This window comes from Dryocola clanedunensis subsp. sulfonylureivorans, from assembly GCF_016756775.1.
Lineage (GTDB): Bacteria > Pseudomonadota > Gammaproteobacteria > Enterobacterales > Enterobacteriaceae > Dryocola > Dryocola clanedunensis.
In genome coordinates, this window is the sequence record NZ_JAERMU010000002.1 from 303,475 (window position 1) to 324,156 (window position 20,682).

Annotated in this window: 22 protein-coding genes; 3 read left to right on the forward strand and 19 right to left on the reverse strand. The window is 55.6% G+C overall.

The features are described 5' to 3' along the window. Positions 1–19: 19 nt before the first annotated feature. The 4 genes from HYQ67_RS03265 to fimA all read right to left on the reverse strand — a co-directional run bounded on the left by HYQ67_RS03265 (position 20) and on the right by fimA (position 4,530). Positions 20–2,590 (reverse strand): fimbrial biogenesis usher protein, encoded by a 2,571-nt coding sequence (locus HYQ67_RS03265; protein ID WP_202301442.1) that lies wholly within the window; start codon positions 2,588–2,590, stop codon positions 20–22. Positions 2,591–2,620: 30 nt separating this feature from the next. Continuing rightward, positions 2,621–3,316 carry a type 1 fimbria chaperone FimC gene (gene fimC / locus HYQ67_RS03270; RefSeq protein WP_202301443.1) on the reverse strand — a complete coding sequence of 232 codons (696 nt, stop codon included), beginning with the start codon at positions 3,314–3,316 and terminating at the stop codon, positions 2,621–2,623. 39 nt (positions 3,317–3,355) lie between these two features. Beyond that, a complete protein-coding gene (gene fimI / locus HYQ67_RS03275) occupies positions 3,356–3,901 on the reverse strand; it encodes a type 1 fimbrial protein subunit FimI (RefSeq protein WP_202301444.1) in 546 nt (181 codons plus the stop codon). Positions 3,902–3,966: 65 nt separating this feature from the next. After that, complete coding sequence (fimA, locus tag HYQ67_RS03280; protein WP_202301445.1) at positions 3,967–4,530, reverse strand: type 1 fimbrial major subunit FimA; 564 nt, start codon at positions 4,528–4,530, stop codon at positions 3,967–3,969. A 388-nt stretch (positions 4,531–4,918) separates the two neighbouring features. On the opposite strand from fimA, the gene nepI reads away from it, so the two are divergent. Continuing rightward, positions 4,919–6,103, forward strand: a complete 1,185-nt coding sequence (nepI, locus tag HYQ67_RS03285) for a purine ribonucleoside efflux pump NepI (RefSeq protein WP_202301447.1) — start codon at positions 4,919–4,921, stop codon at positions 6,101–6,103. Positions 6,104–6,198: 95 nt separating this feature from the next. On the opposite strand, the gene tauD is transcribed toward nepI, so the two are convergent. The 10 genes from tauD to HYQ67_RS03335 form a co-directional block, all read right to left on the reverse strand. Then, entirely contained in the window at positions 6,199–7,047 is an 849-nt protein-coding gene (gene tauD, locus HYQ67_RS03290) for a taurine dioxygenase (protein WP_202301449.1), read from the reverse strand. Next, positions 7,044–7,871 carry a taurine ABC transporter permease TauC gene (gene tauC / locus HYQ67_RS03295; RefSeq protein ID WP_202301451.1) on the reverse strand — a complete coding sequence of 276 codons (828 nt, stop codon included), beginning with the start codon at positions 7,869–7,871 and terminating at the stop codon, positions 7,044–7,046. The genes tauD and tauC overlap by 4 nt, the downstream gene beginning before the upstream one ends. Continuing rightward, positions 7,868–8,635: a taurine ABC transporter ATP-binding subunit gene (tauB, locus tag HYQ67_RS03300; protein ID WP_202301452.1), complete on the reverse strand. Its 768-nt coding sequence runs from the start codon at positions 8,633–8,635 to the stop codon at positions 7,868–7,870. The genes tauC and tauB overlap by 4 nt, the downstream gene beginning before the upstream one ends. Before the next feature lie 9 nt (positions 8,636–8,644). Continuing rightward, positions 8,645–9,619, reverse strand: a complete 975-nt coding sequence (tauA, locus tag HYQ67_RS03305) for a taurine ABC transporter substrate-binding protein (RefSeq protein WP_202301453.1) — start codon at positions 9,617–9,619, stop codon at positions 8,645–8,647. A gap of 138 nt (positions 9,620–9,757) precedes the next feature. Continuing rightward, the gene (locus HYQ67_RS03310) at positions 9,758–11,083 is read right to left on the reverse strand and encodes a type II toxin-antitoxin system HipA family toxin (protein ID WP_202301454.1); all 1,326 of its coding nucleotides are present in this window, start codon (positions 11,081–11,083) and stop codon (positions 9,758–9,760) included. Positions 11,084–11,087: 4 nt separating this feature from the next. Further along, entirely contained in the window at positions 11,088–11,381 is a 294-nt protein-coding gene (locus HYQ67_RS03315; protein WP_202301455.1) for a helix-turn-helix domain-containing protein, read from the reverse strand. A 181-nt stretch (positions 11,382–11,562) separates the two neighbouring features. Continuing rightward, positions 11,563–13,008 (reverse strand): PTS N-acetylmuramic acid transporter subunit IIBC, encoded by a 1,446-nt coding sequence (murP, locus tag HYQ67_RS03320; protein ID WP_202301456.1) that lies wholly within the window; start codon positions 13,006–13,008, stop codon positions 11,563–11,565. 1 nt (position 13,009) lies between these two features. Continuing rightward, positions 13,010–13,918, reverse strand: coding sequence for an N-acetylmuramic acid 6-phosphate etherase (gene murQ, locus HYQ67_RS03325; RefSeq protein WP_202301457.1), 909 nt, complete (start codon positions 13,916–13,918; stop codon positions 13,010–13,012). Positions 13,919–14,374: 456 nt separating this feature from the next. Beyond that, positions 14,375–14,578, reverse strand: a complete 204-nt coding sequence (glgS, locus tag HYQ67_RS03330; RefSeq protein WP_202301458.1) for a cell surface composition regulator GlgS — start codon at positions 14,576–14,578, stop codon at positions 14,375–14,377. A 172-nt stretch (positions 14,579–14,750) separates the two neighbouring features. Further along, a complete protein-coding gene (locus HYQ67_RS03335) occupies positions 14,751–16,310 on the reverse strand; it encodes an MFS transporter (RefSeq protein WP_202301459.1) in 1,560 nt (519 codons plus the stop codon). 242 nt (positions 16,311–16,552) lie between these two features. On the opposite strand from HYQ67_RS03335, the gene HYQ67_RS03340 reads away from it, so the two are divergent. Beyond that, positions 16,553–17,731: an oligogalacturonate lyase family protein gene (locus tag HYQ67_RS03340; RefSeq protein WP_202301461.1), complete on the forward strand. Its 1,179-nt coding sequence runs from the start codon at positions 16,553–16,555 to the stop codon at positions 17,729–17,731. A gap of 99 nt (positions 17,732–17,830) precedes the next feature. Here HYQ67_RS03340 and HYQ67_RS03345 read toward each other — a convergent pair whose 3' ends face one another. From HYQ67_RS03345 to HYQ67_RS03365, 5 genes are all read right to left on the reverse strand, one after another. Then, positions 17,831–18,322: an Hcp family type VI secretion system effector gene (locus HYQ67_RS03345; protein WP_202301463.1), complete on the reverse strand. Its 492-nt coding sequence runs from the start codon at positions 18,320–18,322 to the stop codon at positions 17,831–17,833. Positions 18,323–18,344: 22 nt separating this feature from the next. Next, positions 18,345–18,680: a DUF1493 family protein gene (locus tag HYQ67_RS03350; RefSeq protein WP_202301465.1), complete on the reverse strand. Its 336-nt coding sequence runs from the start codon at positions 18,678–18,680 to the stop codon at positions 18,345–18,347. After that, positions 18,674–19,132, reverse strand: a complete 459-nt coding sequence (locus HYQ67_RS03355) for an STM2901 family protein (RefSeq protein ID WP_202301467.1) — start codon at positions 19,130–19,132, stop codon at positions 18,674–18,676. Before HYQ67_RS03355 ends, HYQ67_RS03350 begins: the two co-directional genes overlap by 7 nt. 139 nt (positions 19,133–19,271) lie before the next feature. Further along, a complete protein-coding gene (locus HYQ67_RS03360; RefSeq protein ID WP_202301469.1) occupies positions 19,272–19,595 on the reverse strand; it encodes a DUF1493 family protein in 324 nt (107 codons plus the stop codon). A gap of 236 nt (positions 19,596–19,831) precedes the next feature. Further along, positions 19,832–20,155, reverse strand: a complete 324-nt coding sequence (locus HYQ67_RS03365) for a helix-turn-helix domain-containing protein (RefSeq protein ID WP_202301471.1) — start codon at positions 20,153–20,155, stop codon at positions 19,832–19,834. 210 nt (positions 20,156–20,365) lie between these two features. Between HYQ67_RS03365 and HYQ67_RS03370 the strand changes: the two genes are divergently transcribed. Continuing rightward, positions 20,366–20,635, forward strand: a complete 270-nt coding sequence (locus HYQ67_RS03370; protein ID WP_202301473.1) for a helix-turn-helix domain-containing protein — start codon at positions 20,366–20,368, stop codon at positions 20,633–20,635. Positions 20,636–20,682: the final 47 nt, after the last annotated feature.

Consider the following 20,682-nt stretch of genomic DNA (forward strand, 5'->3'; position numbering starts at 1 on the left):
GTTTAATTTCTTCACCACGCTAAGAACAGGTTGCCGTCGCAACCACGACAGCCTGTTTAAGGCTCTCCTTCGGCAACGCGTAATGAGCAAGGCAACGCGAACCGTTGCCTTCGCCCCACTGAATAAGCAGCTTCCCTTCCAGCGGCAGGCCACTCAGGTAAATTTGCCCGTCATCCCCCACCATGCTGGTTGCCCCACTGGTTTCTTCGCGCACCACAGAGCCAAACGGCACCGGGCGATCGCCGCGCTTCACGGTAATAATTGCCCGCACGCCGATACGCGCATTGAAAGCAGCCCGAACCAGCGCGCCTTCGGTAGGCACAACGCTGCTGACGTTGTTGTCGATATCCGTGTGGTTATCCATGGAGTTGGTATCCAGCGCGATGCGGTTGTAGCGGTACACCGTGGCGTAGGGCATCACGGCGTAGCCTCGCCAGTCCGTTTTCACGCCGGTCTGGTTTTCCACACTCACTCCCGCGGCACCTGGCGCTTTAATCAGAACGTTGGTATCGCCGAGCGGCTGGCTAAAGGTAATGCCATCGGCATGTCCCACCACGCCACCGGCCGCCTGCCAGTTGAACTCGCGCTGATCGCGATCGTAGTTGTAGCCCACACCCAGCGTGCCGTAAGTCGCCTGCCAGGTTGCCGTGGCGCTTCCGCTGTAGCCACTTGAATCGCTGTGGCCCTGGGTCACGTTGTAGCTCAGGTTACGGTCCTCCAGCAGCGTGCCGCCGACGCCCGCCTGCACGGTGCTCTGCCCGTCAGAATTACGGCTGGTCGCGAAGGTGGCATAGGCACGGTCAATGGCCCGATCCCGTGAATAACCGTTCCCCAGCAAGGCGCTGAACGGCACCGAGAGGTTAAACGCCACAATGCGATCCGTGCCCTCAAGGCCAATGGATTTACTCCAGGAGGTGGAAACGGAATAGCTGATCCCTTTCCAGCCGCTGGCGTAGCCCGCCTGATACCAGGTGTTATCGTCGTCCGTTCCCCAGTAGGTTTGCTGGCTGCCGGAGACATACAGCGAGCCGTAATCTCCCATCGCCTGGGAGATATTCACCTGAAAACGCCCGCGCTTGCTGTAGCGCAGGTTGTGGTAGCTCTGGGCGACCGGCACCTTGTTGTGGCTGCCGTCGTCCTCCAGCTCGTATTCGTAGCCCTCAATATTTTTGTAGGCCACTTCATCAAGGGTATAAAACCCTTTCGTTGAGTAGCGATAGCCCAGCAGCTGGAAGTTTGTGCCGTAGCCGCTCAGCGATTTGGCATACAGAAAGCGCAGCGACTGTCCCTGATGATCGCTGTCGTCTGCCAGGGTGCTGCGGGCATGGGTGATGTCCATGGAGACGGCACCCCAGTCTCCCAGGTTTTTTCCCAGACCGAGTACCGCCGCGGTATAACGCGCCGCGAGCTGCGTCCCGCCATAGGCGGTATAGCCATTCGGCAGACCAGCAATCAGCGTGCCCTGAGCAAAAAATGGCGTGTCCTGCTGATCGTTTCCGCTGCGGAAATCCCCGGCAACCAAATCGTACTTAAAGCGCCCTTCGCGCTGGAGCAGCGGCACGGTGGAGTAAGGAACCGTGTAGTTTTGCTGGCTACCATCTTTCTCTTCGATGGTGACATCCAGATCGCCGCTGGAGGAGGTCGGGTTCAGATCGCTGATGGCGAAAGCCCCCGGGGAGACATAGCTTTGATAAATCACATAGCCGTTCTGACGAACGGTGATTTTGGCATTGGTACGCGCAATACCGCGCACCGTTGGCGCATAGCCTTGCAGGCTGTCGGGATACATACTGTCTGAAGAGTAAAGGCGCGCGCCGCGAAAACCGACGCTGTCGAACACATCGCTGCCGGTGTTGCTGTCGCCCATCACCAGCTCACCTTTAAGCGGGATGACCGTGCGCTGCACGTAAGTGCTGATGTTCTTCCACGTATTGCTGTGGTAGCCGTCCCCGCTGTTATAACTCCATGCTCCGCTGTTACGCAGCCGCCAGGCTCCCCAGTTCAGCCCGCTTTGCAGGCTGAGATAGTAGCTGTCGTCATCGCTGCTGCGGTTGCCGGTGAAAGTGTAATTCACTAACGCCGCGGGGATGCCTTCATCCCACTGGTCCGGCGGAATATAGCCGCGAGCGCTGTTGTTCAGCGACGCCTGCGGCAGGCTGATATCCAGCCGCAGCTTGTTAAAATCAAATGCGGTCGTCGCGCCAGGAATAGCCTCGGGCAGTGAGATACACTCCCCCGGCTGAGCCTTAGCCAACTGCGGATACGCCTGCATATTCAGCCCGAGCCGTTTCAGCCAGTCGCCGTCAAGGCACGGCGCAAGGCCGCCGTTAGTCGCCTGGTCCTCAGACTGCTTACCCGCATCGACAAAACCCAGATCCTCGGTGGCGATAAACTCATCGTTGCGCCAGATATCCACCCGATAGCTACCCGGTGCCTGATGGCTGCCTTTCTCAAAGCGCGACAAATCCGCCACCGCGCCATCATCGTCAGACAAAAAGCGGGGGTTAAAATAACTTTCGGCGTGGCCTGCCCCTGGGCAGAGCGCGGTGAGGATCGCCACCATCAGCGGCGCGAGCGGCTTATTAATCATGTTCCGAATATCCCTTACGGCCCGCCAGCATCACTGCATCTGACCTGCTTGCACCGGCGTCACCGCACCGTAATCGTTCACAGTCTGAAAGGTGATCTTTCCCTGCATGCCGGCCGCAACGGCCACCTGCGCCACGCTTTTCGGCGCAACCATCGTATTGGGCAGCTTATCGTTCCCTATCTTCAGGTTGACCGTGGAAACGTAATACGGAGAAGAGTTATGAATGCTCAGATGCCCGCCGCTACGGGCAAAACGCAGCTGTTTCACCGCGTCTTCTGGCTGCATTGGCAGATTCTTAGGCCGCACAAACAGCTTGATGCGCGACATGATTGCCAGCTGAAGGACGTTGCGGTTCTCGACGCTGTTTTTATCCACCGAAGGAATGGCTTTAACATTCATCCAGAAAATGGACTCACGGTCCGTCGGCAGCGGCTGGCCGACATAAATAATGCGCAGGGTGTTTTCGCTTTTCGGCTCGCTGACGAACAGCGGCGGCGTCACGATGAAACTTTTATCTTTTGCGCCGAGATTATTTTCGACCCACGAGTTCACAAGATATCGTTCAGTTTTGTCGCTATTGGTAATAGAAAGGGAGGTTTGCTTTGCGTCGGCAGGATAGATAACTCGCGTGGCTCCCAGCCCAATTCCCCCGGCGGCCTGAACGGTAAACGAGGAAATAAACCAACCTAATAATACGATTGCGCCTGATTTAATTAAATTATTCATCACAACAGATACCATCAATTACTTTTGTTAAACGGCGGGTCAGGGATACACCAGCGTAAACCAGACGTCAGAGTGAAGTTTGCCTGGCTTGACGTTTTCTGAAACCGAGCGATAGCGGGCGGTAAAATGAAAAATCATTTCACGGCTATTTATCGCGGCAAAATAGTCCGGTGCTGTATTTGGAATAATGAGCTGCTGCTGGCTGTCAAATAACGCCAGCCCCACCCCCGAACTTGCGTCGTTACCGCTGGCGCTGGTGGCGGCAAGAAACACCTGCGGATCTTCTGCGGGCGTCACCCCCTGAAAGGCAATGCCAACCAGCTCGGACACCTCGGCGAGGCAGTCGGTAAGACGAATGGCAAACGGCACGCTGACCGGCGCATAGCTGCCGACGGCCGGAAACAAAGAGCTGCGGTATTGCCCCATCTGCACGGTCATTTCCTGACTTTCCGTTGCGACGGTGCAGGCGCCGTTAACCAGCGAGCCCCGCATATGCACCTTGCCGCCATCAATCACCACCACCCGCTTTGCCAGCGCCGGGCTTCCCGCAACGGTAAGCAGGAGGAACAGAATTATCCTTTTCATGCGCGCCTTCGATTAACGTGAAAACTGCCTCGTCCGTGAGGCAAGCCTCATCCTTGTGGAGGGTGTTACTCGTATTTCATAACGAAAGTAGCGTCAGCGTTGGCCTGGCCCGCAGTTGCGGTGGCAGCGGTTGCTTTATAACGCGCGGTGAATGGCAGTGTGTTAGCACCGTCATTCAGCGTCTGGGCGGTAGAGAAAGAGGTCCCGTCCGGTGAAAGCACTTTCGAGGTGCGGTCAAGGATCTGGATACCCACGCCGGAAGCGGTCGTCGCGTTGCCGCCGGAGTTGAGCGCCAGCAGAGTCGGGTCTGTCGCATCAGTCTGACCGGTGAAAGCAGCAGAAGCGGTAGCCGCCACGGTGCTGTCGCAATCGGTCAGGACGATAGTGAAGGGCACCTGAGCAGAGGTGTCACCCACTTTAGCGAAGGACGCAGTGCGGTATTGCCCCATGTGCACGGTCTTATCCGCAGACTCGGTGCTGACCGCACAAGCAGCGTTGACTAACTCACCTTCAAAGTGAACGCTTCCGCCATTGACGGTCACTGGCGTCGCAGGATCTTCTGCATAAGCAGCGCCGCTCATCAGAACAATACCGGCAACCAGAGAAGAAGCAATTTTGCTGAATTTCATGGAGATTCCTTAAAATATAAATGCACAACGAAACAAGGCATCCGTGTTTATTTCGCTTGATTCGATAACGGCTATAAAAGCCCCTGAGGACACTTCTCATTCCTTGAGGAGATATTTAATTTTGTCCATGCCCGATAATCATTATTTCTTTATCGCTTTTCTGGAGGGCTTAATTTAAAGAATACGCGAGGCAATTAATACGCGATGAATCCTTATGTCCTCTAAGCATTGGCTTAATAAGACCTAAGAAATGACCCTGACAATGTTGTGGTCCTTCACCTCCATCCGCCGTTCGTGCAGAGTGCGTTAAAAGTTGTCAAAACGTTAAATTCGTCACATTTATGGTGCTAAACTAGCGCGCTTTATTGCTAGCACGCCAGGTGAAGAAATGAGTGAACATATCCAACAGACAGCGAAACCGGAGCCGGTTGTCCGGCCTAACTGGTCCGCCGTCTTTGCCGTGGCGTTTTGCGTAGCGTGCCTGATTACCGTTGAGTTTTTACCCGTCAGCCTGCTGACGCCGATGGCGCAGGACCTGGGGATTTCAGAAGGCGTGGCCGGGCAGTCGGTGACCGTGACGGCGTTTGTCGCCATGTTCGCCAGCCTGTTTGTGACGACCCTTATCGGCAAAGCCGACCGCCGCCACGTCGTGCTGCTGTTTTCGGTACTGCTGACCGCCTCCTGCCTGATGGTGTCGTTTGCACAAAACTTCACGCTCTTGCTGCTGGGCCGCGCCTGTCTGGGGCTGGCGCTGGGCGGCTTCTGGGCGATGTCCGCCTCGCTGACCATGCGGCTGGTGCCTGCCCGCACGGTGCCAAAGGCGCTGTCGGTGATTTTTGGTGCGGTTTCTATCGCGCTGGTTATCGCCGCGCCGCTGGGGAGCTTCCTGGGTGGGATAATCGGCTGGCGCAACGTCTTTAACGGCGCGGCGCTGATGGGGGTGGGCTGTATTCTGTGGGTCTGGAAGGCGCTGCCGTCCCTGCCGGGAGAAGCGGCACACCTGAAACAGAATATGTTTGGCCTGCTGAAACGTCCGGGCGTGCTGGCGGGCATGGCGGCCATCTTCCTGGCCTTCGCCGGCCAGTTCGCCTTCTTCACCTATATTCGCCCGGTCTATATGACGCTGGCCGGCTTCGACGTGGACGGCCTGACGCTGGTGCTGCTGAGCTTCGGCATCGCAAGCTTCGTGGGCACTTCGCTTTCCGCGGTGTTCCTCAAGCGCTCGCTGAAAATGGCGCTGACGCTTTCCCCATTGATACTGGCCCTGAGCGCATTAACGCTGGTGCTGTGGGGAACGGATAAGATTGTCGCCTCCGCCATCGCCATCATCTGGGGCTTTGCGTTTGCCTTAATCCCGGTAGGCTGGTCAACGTGGATCACCCGCTCGCTGGCCGATCAGGCAGAAAAAGCAGGCTCCATCCAGGTCGCCGTCATTCAGCTGGCCAATACCTGCGGCGCAGCCGTCGGCGGCTACGCGCTGGATAACCTCGGCCTGCTCTCCCCGCTGATCCTCTCCGGCAGCCTGATGCTGCTCACGGCGGCCCTGGTCGCGGTTAAGGTGCGGGTAAAGTAGGTTTTATCGAACAATTGTCGGATGACGCTGGCGCTTATCCGACCTGGCTGTTTCGTAGGGGGGATAAGCGCCAGCGTCATCCACCGGGGTTTCATTCACCCCCGCCAGAAAGGCTTATCCCCCAGTATTGTTGCACGATGCATGATCCGTCGGGCGGGCAGGTAATCTGTGTTGGCGTAATGCTGGGTGACGCGGTTATCCCAGATGGCGATATCGTTTTCCTGCCAGCGCCAGCGGACCTGGAACTCCGGTTTGGTGACGTGGGCGAACAGGAACGCCAGCAGCGCGTCGCTCTCTTTCTGCGTTAGATCGACAATCCGCGTGGTAAACCCTTCGTTCACAAACAGCGCCTGCCTGCCGCTCACCGGATGAGTGCGCACCACCGGGTGATTAAGCGGAGGGTTTTTAATCACGGCCTCGCGCCAGCGCTGGTGCTCTGCTTCGCTGCCGGTATGTTTATATTCCGGGAATGACTTCCTGAAATCGTGCTCCGCCTCCAGCCCGGACAGCAGGCGTTTGAACGGTTCGGACAGCGCCTCGTAAGCCGCGATGCCGCTGGTCCACAGCGTATCGCCTCCCGTTTCCGGCAGCGTTTTCGCCGCCAGAATCGCCCCGGCAGGCGGCGTCTCGATGAACGTGACGTCGGTGTGCCAGTTGTCGTTATCCGGCGGGTTATCGTCGTGGGTATCCAGCACGATTATCTCCTCCACGCCCTCCGCGTGCGGATAAACCGGGTGGATGTGCAAATCCCCGAAGCGCATCGCCAGCGCCCGCTGCTGCTGCGGCGTAATCGCCTGGTCGCGGAAGAACAACACCTGATGGCGGATCAGCGCGTGATAGAGCTGCTCGAACTGGTTATCGCTCAGGCTGCGCGTTAAATCCACCCCGCTCACCAGCCCGCCGATGTACGGCCCCAGCGGCACAATATTCACTTTTTCACTCATTGTCCTTCTCCATGCCATGGGGTTAACCGACGCTGCAGCGCGCGTAAACCCAGCTCTAAATAAAATGCGATAACGGCAATCACGCCGATGCCCGCAAGCACCACGTCCGTTGCCAGGAATTCACCTGCGGACTGCACCATAAAGCCCAGCCCGCGGGTTGCCGCGATAAGCTCCGCCGCAACCAGCGTTGACCAGCCCACGCCCAGCCCGATGCGGAACCCGGTAAGAATTTCCGGCAGTGCGCCGGGTAAAATTACATGCCAGACAACCTGCGAACGCGTTGCGCCCAGCGCCCGCGCCGCCCGAATGCGAACCTGCGAGGCGCTTCGCACGCCAGCCATCGTCGACATGGCGACAGGGGCAAAAATCGCCAGATAAATCAGCAGGATTTTCGAGGTTTCGCCGATGCCAAACCAGATCACCATCAGCGGCAGATAGGCCAGCGGCGGCACCGGGCGATACAGTTCGATCAGCGGGTCGAGAATGCCACGCACGGTCGGGCTAAGCCCCATCGCAATCCCGACGGGAATACCGATCAGCACGGCGGCAGCGAGCGCGGTCAGAATACGCAGCAGGCTGGCGGCCAGATGCTGCCACAGCGTGGCGTCCATAAAGCCCTGCGGCCCGGCGATGCTAATCAGCTTGCTCAGCACCTGCCCCGGCGGCGGCAGAAACAGCGGGCTGACCCACTGTTCGGCGGCAACCCACCACCACAGCAGCACGATGGCGGTGAGCGTAGTCAGGCTTAGCGTAACGTGGCGCGAGAAGGGCCAGCGCCAGGCCAGGCGGCGGCGCTGCGTTTTATCCGCGATGACGATGCTCATAGAAAGCCCTCGCGCTGTTCAAATACACGGCTAAGCACGTATTCGCGCTTAGCGATAAATTCCGGGTCGGACTTGATGCTGCGGCAAGGTTCGCCCGCGGCAAAGCGGCGGCCAAAATCAAGCGGCAGGCGCTCCAGCACGCGCCCAGGCCCAGGAGAAAGCAGCACCAGCTCGGTGGCGAGGAACACGGCCTCTTCGATATCGTGGGTGATAAGCAGAACCTGACGGCGGCTCTCGTGCCACAGCTTCAGCAGCAGGGTCTGCATCTGTTCGCGGGTGAACGCGTCCAGCGCGCCAAAAGGCTCATCGAGCAGCAAAAGCTGCGGTTTTGTTGCCAGCGCGCGGGCGATACCCACCCGCTGCCGCTGCCCGCCGGAAAGCTGCCAGATGGCGCGCTTCGCTTTATCCTCCAGGCCAACCTTGCGCAGCATGTCGAGGGCGATTTCATCCCGCTGCTCTTTCGGCTGCCCGGCCAGCTGCAGCCCGAAGGCCACGTTATCCAGCACCGTCCGCCACGGCAGCAGCCCTTCATTCTGAAAGACCACGCCGCGCTCGGCACCAGGCCCCGTCACTTGCTTACCTTGCAGGGTGATGCTGCCGGTATCGTAAGGAACAAAGCCGGCAATCAGGTTCAGCAGGGTAGTTTTGCCGCAGCCAGACGGGCCGAGCACCACCAGCAGTTCGCCTTCATCCACCGTCAGATTAATGTTGTTAAGGACGGTTTTGCCGCCGTAATCCGCGCTAAGCCCTGATACCTGCAACATAAATCCCCCTTACTGCGCCAGCGGTTTCACGAAGCGATCGGTGACGAACTGGCTGTAGTCCGTTGCCACCGCCGGGACTTTGCCCTGCGCCTTCAGGAACTGCGCGGTGTCCACTATCGCCTTGTTCACCGGGCCGGTAAGCTGCTCGGTTTGCTGGCTCGCGGTGAGGTAGGTATTGCCCTTCACCAGGCCCGGCACGTCGCTTTCCGGTACGCCGCTCAGGCGGGAAAGTTTGCTCAGGTTATCCGGCTGCTTAAGCCATGCGTCCGGGTTATCAATGTAGCCCTTCTGGGCCGCGAGCGCGCTTTTGGCAAAGGCTGCCACCACTTCAGGATGCTGCTGGGCGAAGTCTTTACGAACCACCCAGACGTCAAGCGTAGGCGCGCCCCATTTGCCGACCTGCGCGGAGTCCGTCAGCACCTTACCGTCTTTTTCCAGCTCGTTAACGGCAGGCGCCCAGACGTAAGCGCCGTCGATATCCCCGCGCTGCCAGGCGGCAATAATTGCCGGGGGCTGCAAGTTGAGGATTTGCACCTGGCCCGGCTTGATGCCCCAGTGTTTCAGGGCCGCCAGCAGGCTGTAATGGGTGGTCGAGATAAAGGGCACGGCGATGCGCTTGCCGATCAGATCCTGCGGGCCGGAGATGCCTTTCTTCACTACCAGCGCTTCGGAATTACCGAGCTGAGACGCCAGCAGGAACACCTCAATCGGCACCTTCTGGCTGGCGGCGACGGCGAGCGGGCTGGAGCCGATATTGCCAATCTGCACGTCGCCGGAGGCCAGGGCACGCACCACGGAAGCGCCGCTGTCGAACTTGCGCCATTCGACCTTCGCGCCGCTGTCTTTGGCAAAGGCGTTATCGGCCTGCGCAACTTTGGCGGGTTCGGCAGAAGTCTGATAAGCCACGGTGACGTCCACCGCGAACGCCGGGGCGGCGATAAGGGCCAGCGCTGCCAGCCAAAAAGTACGTTTCGTTCCTGCCATGATCTCTGCTCCGCTCAAAGGTGAGATCGCAGTATTCCTGGCAAGCGTCCGGACATAAAAGAATTAAAAATTATCGCTAATGCTTTTATGTCCTTAGATGAAATTCGGGGAAGGATAGTCGGGAGATGGGAATAAGCTCTAGCCTTTCGTTAAACGTCCACACTGTTCCATCATGCCATTAAATATTGATTCTGCGGCTTGTTGAGGAAAGGGTGACGCTATTGCGTTCGCTACCCTGTCGATAACTTTTGGCGTAGCGGTAATGACCTCATCAATTATTTGATTTACTTCCTCGTGGCTCAAACCGGTTAATTCGCCCTGTTTAATCCAGTGCCTGCGCTGAATCTTATGAATAAGGTAATAATTGCCGCTGCCACGGACAGCCATCGCTAGCTTACATTTTTGCCAGGATACCTGATTGTTACCCCGGCCGATTACCGGCCACGCGGATAAAATATCGTAGAGCGGCGTCAGGTGATAACGATTTTGCGGAAGGTGGGCAAGGCTGAAATTCTTTGCATGTCCGTCAGTTGCGGCCAGTATCCAGAATACGATCTGAGCTTTGAAGAAATCGTACCGATCTTTAGAAGCATGTTCGGATCGGCTCAATATCGTCATTACGTCGGTAATTCCAGGGCCACCATCCGCCTGGTATTTACGTAACGGAGAAACGCCCATAGCCTGACATATATCTTCCTGAGGAAGCCGAACCCACCATTTACCGTCTGAGGACAAACGACGATCGAATCGCTCAACGATGAGCGCTTTTTGGTCTTCAAATCGAGCAATTTCAGTTTTGGCTACGGATAATCCGTACTCTGCGACGATAAGAGAACACAGCCATTCATTCTCTATAGAAGTACTCATGTCAGCCCGCATATTGCCCACTAAACCCATCGGCAATTTAAAAATATGCGTTGTTGGTGTATTTCCCGCAGGCAAACACCACTGAGCGTTGTGCCACAATAACGCTGTTTTTTCCTGCGCCCCTGCTATCGATAAGCGCAGGTCAGCGTCTTCAGCACTTTCGCCTGAAAACGCTACTGCTCCTGTATTGCGCAGCATGGCTGCTATTTCAGCTTCGCAGAGCGGACGTTGATGAATTGAAAAAACATTCTGCGGCCATTCACCTTCTTTAAGTAACTGAATGGCTCCGGCACAATCCCGACCTGCCTCGGTTAACAGGTCAAATGGTTCAGTACTTTTGGCCTGATAACGTATTGCCAGACGTCGGCGAATACCTTCGCTGTCAGGCAGTAAGTTATCAAAATAGTTGCGGACGACTTCGCCTCGATGAGATTCATTCCCCGGAAGAAAGGGTAAAGAAAGTGACAGTGCTCTTCCCTGCTCATCCGCAGCCCACGCGGGAAGATACGCTAACCGCTCTTCGCCTTTTTGCCTTTCCCAGAAGCCAACCTGGATGCCGTTCATCCAGATAGCTAAACGATGCTGTATCCGCCGCATAGCCTTACCACTCCTCTCGCCGGGCAGGTGAGTCTGAGTAATCCTGCCGCTCTTCCTTCGCGAAGCCAGCCGAACCCGACTCATCAACAAGTACCATTTCAATGCCTAAGACGTTAAAGACCCGAAACAATCTTTCTATGCTGGACGCAGAGGGATTAGCTTCAAGTCGGGCATAGGTCTGCTGCGTGACGCCAAGTTTTTCCGACACTTCTTTTTGCGTCATGCCTCTGGCTTTGCGGAATCCCACCAGCAGCGGGCGCAATTGATTTAGAGTTTTAACTGGAAAGTTTGGGTTCATTAGCGGCTCGTATAAAGTCTTCACATACACATTATAGGCTGTATTTCGAGTTTACAGCTTATAGACTGTGATCGCTAAAAACAACTCAGAAGCTGTAAAAACAGAAAACAGCCCGCAGGCTGTTTTCTATGCAATTATAAAACCCTTCGTCTGTATAAAATTTGACGAAGAAATACCTGCATCAACTCAAATCAACATTCTTGCTACCGAAGAACCAGGTGAGCACGAAGCCCGCGAAGTAAGAAATCAAAATACCCGCAACGTAGACCGCCATGCCCGCGAATATGCCCTGGCCCGAGGTCATCAGCGGGATGGAGACCAGCCCGGACGGGCCGAACACGGTATTCAGACCCACCGGCAGGCCCAGCCAGGCGACCAGGCCGATAAAGAAGCCGCCCACGCCGCCGCCGATGCAGGCGGTGATAAACGGTTTCAGGCGCGGCAGCGTGACGCCGTAGATCAGCGGTTCGCCAATGCCCAGCAGGCCAGGGAAAATCGCTCCTTTGATCTGCGTGCGCAGCGTGGAGCCTTTTGGCGAGCGGGCGAACAGCGCGAGCGCGGCCCCCACCTGCCCTGCTCCGGCCATTGCCAGAATCGGGAACAGGGAGTTAAAGCCCTGCACGTCCATCAGCGCGAAGTAGACCGGGACAAAGCCCTGGTGGATGCCGAACACCACGGCTATCAGGAACAGCCCGGCCAGCAGCGCGGTGCCGAACGGGTTGCCGTTCAGATGCAGGAACAGCCAGGACATGCCCTTAAACAGCTCCCCGCCTATCGGCATAATCGCCACGAAGGTGATTGCGCCGGTGATCAGCAGCGTGATGGTCGAAGTAAGGATCATGTCCAGATTATCCGGGATCGCCCGACGCACCTGGCGTTCAATCCACGCGCCCAGAATACAGGCGAGCAGCACGCCGATAATATTGCCGCGCGGGTCGATGGCCATGCCGAAGAAGTTATCCATCCCCGCGTAGTAGCCGACCGTCCCTTCCGGCACGTAGCGCAGTATAAACAGCGAGGCGATAATCGCGCCGTTCACCCCCGTGCCGCCGAAGGCTTTCTGGGTGTTGTAGCCGATCAGGATGCTCAGGAATGTAAACAGGCCGATGCTGAACACCTTCATGTAGGCAATCATCTGCGTCAGCCAGGCGGCGTTCGTCACGCCGTCCACCACCAGCGTTTGTTGCAGCAGCGTGGCGATGCCCAGCAGCAGGCCCGCGGCGATAAATCCCGGAATGAGCGGCGTAAAGATGGTGGCAAACTTCGTCAAAAAGTTATGCACCGCGCTGTTCTGCTTCGCCTTCATCTGCTGCTTGTTCTGGCGCGCCGTCGCCTGGAGATCGGCGTTCTCTTCCCCTGAAGGCCGGGTGCCGTCGGCAAGCTTCGCGGTCATCATCTCGCTGGCCGTTTGCGCCTTGCCAGGGCCAAGAATGATTTGCAGCTGGTCGTCGCCGTTGACCACGCCCATCACGCCGGGGATCTTCTTCAGCTCGTCCATCCGGATAAGCTGACGATCCTTAAGCGTTAAGCGCAGGCGAGTCATGCAGTTGCCGCAGATCAGAATATTTTCGCCGCCGCCCGTCAGGCGCAGGATCTCGTCAATCATCGGGCCGGTGATTTTTGCCATGTTATGTTGTGATCCCCTGCAGCGCTTTACGGATGAAGCCCTGATGTTTGGCTAACAGCGCCCCCGCATCGGTAGCCGACAGGCCGCTCAGCATCATCAGAATGGCGGTTTTACAGTGTCGATTGCATTCGCCGAGCGCCTTCTGGGCCTCTTCCGGCGTGCAGTCGGTCGCTTCCACCACGATGTTGACCTGGCGCTGGAGGAGCTTGGCGTTGGTCGCCTCCACGTCCACCATCAGGTTGCCGTAAACCTTGCCGCTGCGGATCATCGCCCCGGTGGTGATCATGTTCAGGATCAGCTTCTGCGCCGTGCCCGCCTTCATGCGCGAGGAGCCGGTCACCACTTCCGCGCCAACAACCGGCTCGATGGCGATATCCGCCGCCTGGCTCATTTCGCTGCCGGGGTTACAGGAGATGGCCGCAACGGTTGCGCCAGCGCTTTTTGCATAGGCCATCGCGCCCAGCACGTACGGCGTGCGCCCGCTGGCGGCGATCCCGACCAGCACATCCCGATCGTTAAAATTAAGATCCCGCAGATCCTGCTCGCCCATTTCGCGGCTGTCTTCGGCGTTTTCTACCGCCTGTAAAATAGCGGGATGCCCGCCCGCAATCAGCCCAACCACCTGCTCGCGCGGCGTGCCGTAAGTTGGCGGGCACTCGCTCGCATCCAGAATCCCCAGACGCCCGGACGTACCCGCGCCGCAATAGATTAGCCTGCCGCCGCGGCCGAACGCCTCAACAACCTTATCAACCACCTGCGCGATCTGCGGCAGCGTTGCCTCTACGGCAACCGGCACAAGCTTGTCCTGCTGGTTGATGACGGCGAGCATGTCGAGAGTCGGCAGGGTGTCGATTTCTGCGCTTGCCGGGTTGCGGCTTTCGGTAACCAGTTTGTTTAAGTTGATCTTCATTTGGGCGTCCGTTGATTTGGGTTAGGGGCATAATATGGAATAAATTATTCTATTGCAGTGATACTTGTCACGCGGAACGCGGCGTAAAGCGGTAACTTATTGAGGGAGATGCTGTAAACGAGAGGCAAATGGAAAAAAAACAAACTATGGCCGGGCCGCCCTGAGGGAATTACTGGAATAATTTATTACCAGCCGTAACGGTAGGTGCGTCAATCTTGTAGGTTGGGAAAGCGCAGCGTCTCCCGACACCACGGGCGCACGCGGTGGATGACGCTGTCGCTTATCCCCCCTACAAAACCAGTGACAAATTAACCGGAATATCCAACGTAGGTCGGGAAAGCGCAGCGTCTCCCGACACCACGGGCGCACGTGGTGGATGGCGCTGACGCTTATCCTCCTACAAAACCAGATTACAGAGAATGAAAAACGGGCCCGGAGGCCCGTTGGGTGAAGTGATTAATGTTCCAGCTCAAGCTCAATTGCGCGGGTTGCCTGGAGGCAATATTGTTCGTATCGCTCGCGAAACCAGATCTTTTGCTCGGTGCTCATATTGCCGGTAACGGCCTGGATATCGACGGGCTGCCCTAACGCGTGCATGCGCGCAAAGCTGCGGGCCAGAAAATCAAAGTTCTTCACTGCCTGTAGGTTATTGTGGTTCATCGCATATCCCTCCGGTGAGTTATTTTCTTTTCAGGTCATATGCTTATCTGGCTTCAGTATTCGCCTGTTGCGGATTATTTTTTGAACGATTGATGCGGGTTTTGCGGATAATCCGCAGGGGAAAGGTGAGGCTTTGATCGGCCTCACAAAACACAAGGTTTCTCACAGGTTATTAAGGCCGCGTCAGGCTCACCGGAGCAGGCGCTGCTACCTCCACGGCTGGCGTATCGAAGATTTTTCGGCATACCTTGCTGTTGCCCCAGCACTCTTCATACGGATAGCCGATCAGCTCTTCCATCACCGCGCGAACGTCCGGTTCGATATCGGCTATCTGCCCGCCCGCCTTGATTCTGGCGACTTCGCCCAGCACCACCAGGTGCGTTTTGCGGTTCAGCTTCATCTGCGCGCTGAACACCATCGCCATTAACGCCAGCGCCACCACGCCCGCGCAGAACACCACGGCAATGGCGGTGACGGCACTTTCCGGCTGGGTGTGGGATTTGGACTGGAAGCCGTAGAAGCTGAGGATGGCCCCCATCACGAAGACGATAACCGAGCGCATCAGCTTGCCGGAGAAGGTCATCGCCCCCGCGTAAATTCCCTCGCGGCGGCGGCCCGTAAAGGCCTCGTCAATATCCGCCAGGAAGGTGTAGACCGTCCACGGGATGTAATACACGCCGCCGGTGCCGATGCCGAACACCACCGTAATGGTCAGCATCGCCGCCGTGGCGTACTGCTGCGGCAGATGCAGGAAGTGCAGCAGGCTGTAGCAGATCACCGTGAACACCACGATCCCCAGCGCCAGGATATACGGCTTGCTGAAGCCGTGCTTCACGCAGATGCCGATAAAGATCGCCGTGGAGCAAAGCTGCAGGATCGAGTTCAGGCTGCTCAGCCCCGCCACCATCGCCGGGTCGTACTGCAGCACGAAGATAATGAAATAGGTAAAGATCGACGCGAACAGCCACTCCGCCCCGAAGCCGCACAGGTACATGCCCAGATGCTTGCGGAACACGCGCAGGTGGAAGGTCGATTTCATGTCGCGCAGCAGCGTCAGCATGGTTTTGCCGAGCGTCATTTTCTTCTCGTCCACAGGCGTCGTCTCTTCCACCGGTCGCTCCCATGAAGAGAGGTAAAGCATGCCTATCGCCACGAACAGGATCGCGCCGTAGGTGAGCGCCGTATAGAAGAAGGGCTGCGCGGAGTCTTTGCCATAAAGAAGAATGAACTGGCCGGGAATGATCGCGGCGAGGAAGTTGGCGATTTTACCGAAGATCGCCTTATAGCCGGTGAGCTTTGAGCGCGCCGAGAAGTCGGTGGTCATTTCCGTGGCGAGCGTTTCGTACGGCACCATCACCGACGTGTAAATCAGCTCGAACAGCACGTAGGTGGAAAGGTAGTACCAGAAGCCGAAGCCCTCGACCCACAGCAGCGGGTAAACCAGCATCAGCGGAATGCCGAGCAGGATAAAGAAGCGGCGGCGGCCAAAGCGTTTACCGAGGCGGGTTTTGCCAAAGTTATCCGACAGATAGCCCATCAGCGGATTGCTGATGGCGTCGATGATGCTGGCGACGGAGAAGATGGCCGACGCCTCCAGCAGCGTCAGGCCGCAGAAGGTCGTGTAAAAATAGAGCAGCCAGATACCGGCGATGGCTAACGCGCCGCTCCCCAGCAGGTTGCCCCCGCCGTAGGCCAGCTGATGCCTGAATAAAATGGGTTTTTCCGCTGTCATCGTTACCCCTGAGATAAATTAAACCATTGTTTTATTTTTGTAGACCCTGCGTTTTATAGGATGCAATGACCGGCATTGTTGTGAATTTGCTCACAGTTAAACCAGCTGGCGATGGTTTTTCATCCGTTTTTGCAACGCGGGTAACAGATTAATCGCCGGGAGAAGGACGGGATTATTTTTTGGTGGTAGCGTGTTTTTATATAAATGAAATGATATTTCAGTTAATGAATGACGGAGGGGCAATGGCAAAGGGTTCTGAGATCCAGTTTAACTTCCATAGCGTGAAAGATGCGCGGACCGGCGCGATGGTTACACGCCTGACGCCAGCGGACGTGCTGTGCCACCGCAACTACTTCTACCAGAAATGCTTCACCCGCGACGGCAGCCGCCTGCTGTTTGCCGGGGAGTTCGACGGCAGCCGCAACTATTACCTGCTGGATTTAACCACACAAAAGGCGGTGCAGCTGACGGAGGGGCCGGGCGATAACACCTTTGGCGGCTTCCTCTCGCCGGACGACCAGCATCTTTATTACGTTAAAAACGAACGCAGCCTCCAGCGCGTTTCGCTGGCGGATTTCAGCGAACAGACGGTTTACCGGGTCCCCGAAGAGTGGGTCGGCTACGGCACCTGGGTCGCCAACAGCGAATGCACCAGCCTGGTCGGCATCGAGATCGCCCGCGAAGACTGGACGCCGCTCTCGGACTGGAAAATCTTCCAGGAGTTCTATCACCGCAGGCCGCACTGCCGCCTGCTGCGCGTTGACCTGCACAGCGGCAAATCCCGCGTTATTCATGAAGAGAACGGCTGGCTTGGCCACCCGATTTATCGCCCGTTCGACGACGGCACCGTCGCCTTCTGCCACGAAGGCCCGCACGACCTGGTTGACGCCCGCATGTGGCTGGTGAACGAAGACGGCAGCAACGTGCGCAAGGTGAAAGAGCACGCGGAAGGAGAAAGCTGCACGCACGAATTCTGGGTGCCGGACGGCTCGGCGCTGATTTACGTCTCGTACCAGAAAGGCCGCAGCGACCGCTGCATCCGCCGCTTTGACCCGCAGACGGGCGAAGACAGCGCGATGATGACCATGCCCAACTGCTCGCACCTGATGAGCAACGAAGACGGCACGCTGCTGGTCGGCGACGGCTCCGGCACGCCGGTAGACGTCAATGACACCGCCAGCCACACCATAGAAAACGATCCGTGGCTCTACATCTTCGACGCGAAAACCAGCAAATACACCCCGCTGGCCGCGCACAACAGCTCGTGGAAAGTGCTGGACGGCGACCGCCAGGTGACGCACCCGCATCCGTCCTTCACACCGGACAACCGCCACGTGTTATTCACGTCGGACTTCGAGGGGCTTCCTGCTTTATATCTGGCTGAGGTTTCGGAAGAGGTGCTTGGATCTTTAAATTCCTAGTTCGTAGGGCGGAGAAGCGCAGCGCCATCCGCCGGAAAATCACGAACGGTGGAAGACGCTAACGCTTTTCCACCCAACTAAATATTGGCGGCCTATTTCTTACGCCGCTACTGTCGGGCGTTCGTTCCAGGCATCATGGGCCAACAAATTTCCGTCTTTATAAAGATGAGTGATCTTCTCGTAATTCAGCGCCACCTCTTCCATGTGGCCCGTTCCCGGACAGCCTCGCGTATCGTGCATAACAGGGCTGACTGAAATCACTTTCGCACTCTCCAGCGTGATGCGGTAATACTCCACCTCTTGTCCCGCGTAATTAATGTTGTAGAAGCGGAACTCAGCAGATTTAAGCGTCTGGCCTGTTGCAGCGGCCTTGAAGAGATACGGCGAAGCGCTATCAAGCTCTTTTGTAAACTGAAACGGTGAGTGCTGACGCGTGCCAGTCACTTTCCCGGTCATGGGGTCCGTAGGGATGGTCAGACAATGGTGCAAACCACGTAATTCAATACTCCCTTCCCTGTCCATAACGTCGCAAGAACCACGAATCACCGCGCCGCCGTCATCAGTTAAAAATAAGTGTACGGGTACAGCCATTTTTATCGCTCCTTGCTTGTGATTAGTCGTATAACCATTTCCCGGCTTTTGCTGACTGAATAAACATATCAACTGTGAACTCTGGAACATCCACAGGCTCAGGCTTCTTAAACGGGTTCCATGAAAAGTTAACTTCCGGATAATAGGTTTCAAGATGAAAATTTGACATATCCACATTGAATTCTCTGGAATACTCCTCAACGAGTTCTTCCACATCATCCTGATCTAGCCTGACGTCGAAATAAATATTTGAAGCAGCCGTGTAGGTGTTGTATTTCTTTTTTCTGAACATATAAACCCCACTTCGCTTAGTGATCATCTTTATTACGCGCTGAGCAATGTCGTCGTCATTTACCATATTTTATCGTTTCCCCGCGCTATTGTGTTGTAGTCGCGTACAGAGCAGTAAGTGATTTGCGATACATCAACAAGGAGAATCACTTCACCGATAAGCGGTATGGTTCGACCAATGAACGTACTTACCTTTCTGACCATTTTCCGCTCTACGGTCCAGGGCGTGTATCCCCCTATCCAGGTTGGTAATTTTATACCAAAGGGGAACATCGTAGTTTTGAGTAGCCCTCTCACCCCTTTAGAGATCCTTGAGGTCCCAGGGATTGCATTGATGGGCTTACCCCGTGTGGTTCGATTATTTACGCCGCTGTACAGAGCGGCAATGGCCGCAATGTCTTTAACCCCGAAGTGATCCGCCGTGTTCATTACAAACACCATGAAAAACAGCTCTGAGGCGGTAAGGTTAGATCGCCCTGCATAAAAGTATGTTCCGTTACGTTCCTCTACCGTATCCATTTCATAATCCTTTATGATTCATATACCTAATCCAGTCATACCGGCTACTTAACCCTTTAACCTGAAGTGAATCGCCACCACCATCAGCTCCAGTTAAGAATAAATGAACAGGTATGGCCCTTTTGAAACTCCTTTTTCATCAGTCGTATAACCAGTAACCAGCCTTAGCTGATTCTGCGAACATACGAATAGTTAAGGGCTTTGAAACTTGTACTATCGGTTCTTTGTTGAACCACTTACGCCAGAAAGTTTCTATTTCCCACGGGTAATAAAAATCGAAGTCAATTACCGAAACATCAACGTTGAATTTCTCACCGAAATCCTCAATTGCATAAGGTAGCTCATCCCATTCAGCGTAATCCTGGAGCGGTGTATCAAGCTCAACGGGGATAGGCTTGAAAGTGAACGTGACATGAAGCGATAGTTCACCCCGAAAAAACTCCAACACTTCGATATCAGTCACTTTCCTGTATCCATTTCGTCATTCCTTAACTTAGACGTAAATCCGTGTGCTTGTTTTGAGGTGGGTGTTAACCAGATCCTTTTTGCTAGCGATTTCGTTATAACCGTAAAAACATTTAATATCAATCACTTGAACATGTAATTGGTTGGGGTAATAGAAGGGGGATATTGGGTGATAAATACAGGCGGATTGGGTAATTAGGGCCGATAAACAGCCCTAAAAAATAATGAAATCGGTCAGAAAATTTTATCTTTAGCTAATGCAACAAGCTGAGACTTCTCCTGATCAGATAATTTCACCCAACTTAAAGTCAGCTCGGCTAGTTGATCATCAACCATGTAGAAATAGGCGAGAGGAACATCCAGCGCGGCAGCCAGCTGTTGGGCAATCTCAATATTTGCCTGATGAACGCCTTTCTCATAGCGATTTATGCGCGTGCTCGCCACGAACTCATCGATACCGGCAAGGATGCCGAGGCTTTTCTGAGAAAGTCCCTTTGCCAGGCGCGCTGCCTTCAAACGCTGGCAGAAGATATCCGGGTAGTTGATAGAAGTTTTCATGGCTACGATAGTCGTAGCTTCACTGGATTACAGATACTACGGATAACGTAGCTTAGTAATAAATTACCATTTTGCATAAAATTTCATCGTAATTTGCTCGCCTTCGCATAACTACGAAATTCGTAATTTTTGTTCTTCCCGCAAAACTACGAATAACGTAGCATTGGCTTTGTAGCAGATCCTTTTACACAGACGAGTCAGGAGGGAATCATGACTGAAGGCTGGCACAAAGCAGACATCATCGCAGGGCTACGCAAGAAAGGCACATCACTGGCAGCGCTATCGCGTTCCGTAGGGTTGAGCTCCGCAACGCTGGCAAATGCCCTTGTACGCCCATGGCCTAAGGGGGAATTTTTGATTGCCGAGGCTTTAGGCGTGCATCCTTCTGAGATTTGGCCTGAGCGGTATTTTGGGGAGGATGGTCTACTAACTGACCGTAAAAGATTAATTAGAAAAGTAACGTCTGACAAAAACATTTAACACCGAGCACGAAAATACCGGCACTAAAAAGTACCGGTATATGCTAC

What these genes read in the sequence shown, in the direction of transcription:
- HYQ67_RS03335 (WP_202301459.1), bottom strand. Translation starts at nt 16,310, where the DNA reads ATGACAGCGGAAAAACCCATTTTATTCAGGCATCAGCTGGCCTACGGC.
- HYQ67_RS03310 (WP_202301454.1), bottom strand. Translation starts at nt 11,083, where the DNA reads ATGCGGCGGATACAGCATCGTTTAGCTATCTGGATGAACGGCATCCAG.
- nepI (WP_202301447.1), top strand. Translation starts at nt 4,919, where the DNA reads ATGAGTGAACATATCCAACAGACAGCGAAACCGGAGCCGGTTGTCCGG.
- glgS (WP_202301458.1), bottom strand. Translation starts at nt 14,578, where the DNA reads ATGAACCACAATAACCTACAGGCAGTGAAGAACTTTGATTTTCTGGCC.
- tauD (WP_202301449.1), bottom strand. Translation starts at nt 7,047, where the DNA reads ATGAGTGAAAAAGTGAATATTGTGCCGCTGGGGCCGTACATCGGCGGG.
- HYQ67_RS03315 (WP_202301455.1), bottom strand. Translation starts at nt 11,381, where the DNA reads ATGAACCCAAACTTTCCAGTTAAAACTCTAAATCAATTGCGCCCGCTG.
- HYQ67_RS03365 (WP_202301471.1), bottom strand. Translation starts at nt 20,155, where the DNA reads ATGAAAACTTCTATCAACTACCCGGATATCTTCTGCCAGCGTTTGAAG.
- HYQ67_RS03350 (WP_202301465.1), bottom strand. Translation starts at nt 18,680, where the DNA reads ATGGTAAATGACGACGACATTGCTCAGCGCGTAATAAAGATGATCACT.
- fimC (WP_202301443.1), bottom strand. Translation starts at nt 3,316, where the DNA reads ATGAATAATTTAATTAAATCAGGCGCAATCGTATTATTAGGTTGGTTT.
- tauC (WP_202301451.1), bottom strand. Translation starts at nt 7,871, where the DNA reads ATGAGCATCGTCATCGCGGATAAAACGCAGCGCCGCCGCCTGGCCTGG.
- fimI (WP_202301444.1), bottom strand. Translation starts at nt 3,901, where the DNA reads ATGAAAAGGATAATTCTGTTCCTCCTGCTTACCGTTGCGGGAAGCCCG.
- HYQ67_RS03355 (WP_202301467.1), bottom strand. Translation starts at nt 19,132, where the DNA reads ATGGATACGGTAGAGGAACGTAACGGAACATACTTTTATGCAGGGCGA.
- tauB (WP_202301452.1), bottom strand. Translation starts at nt 8,635, where the DNA reads ATGTTGCAGGTATCAGGGCTTAGCGCGGATTACGGCGGCAAAACCGTC.
- fimA (WP_202301445.1), bottom strand. Translation starts at nt 4,530, where the DNA reads ATGAAATTCAGCAAAATTGCTTCTTCTCTGGTTGCCGGTATTGTTCTG.
- murQ (WP_202301457.1), bottom strand. Translation starts at nt 13,918, where the DNA reads ATGAAGATCAACTTAAACAAACTGGTTACCGAAAGCCGCAACCCGGCA.
- HYQ67_RS03265 (WP_202301442.1), bottom strand. Translation starts at nt 2,590, where the DNA reads ATGATTAATAAGCCGCTCGCGCCGCTGATGGTGGCGATCCTCACCGCG.
- HYQ67_RS03345 (WP_202301463.1), bottom strand. Translation starts at nt 18,322, where the DNA reads ATGGCTGTACCCGTACACTTATTTTTAACTGATGACGGCGGCGCGGTG.
- HYQ67_RS03340 (WP_202301461.1), top strand. Translation starts at nt 16,553, where the DNA reads ATGGCAAAGGGTTCTGAGATCCAGTTTAACTTCCATAGCGTGAAAGAT.
- murP (WP_202301456.1), bottom strand. Translation starts at nt 13,008, where the DNA reads ATGGCAAAAATCACCGGCCCGATGATTGACGAGATCCTGCGCCTGACG.
- tauA (WP_202301453.1), bottom strand. Translation starts at nt 9,619, where the DNA reads ATGGCAGGAACGAAACGTACTTTTTGGCTGGCAGCGCTGGCCCTTATC.
- HYQ67_RS03370 (WP_202301473.1), top strand. Translation starts at nt 20,366, where the DNA reads ATGACTGAAGGCTGGCACAAAGCAGACATCATCGCAGGGCTACGCAAG.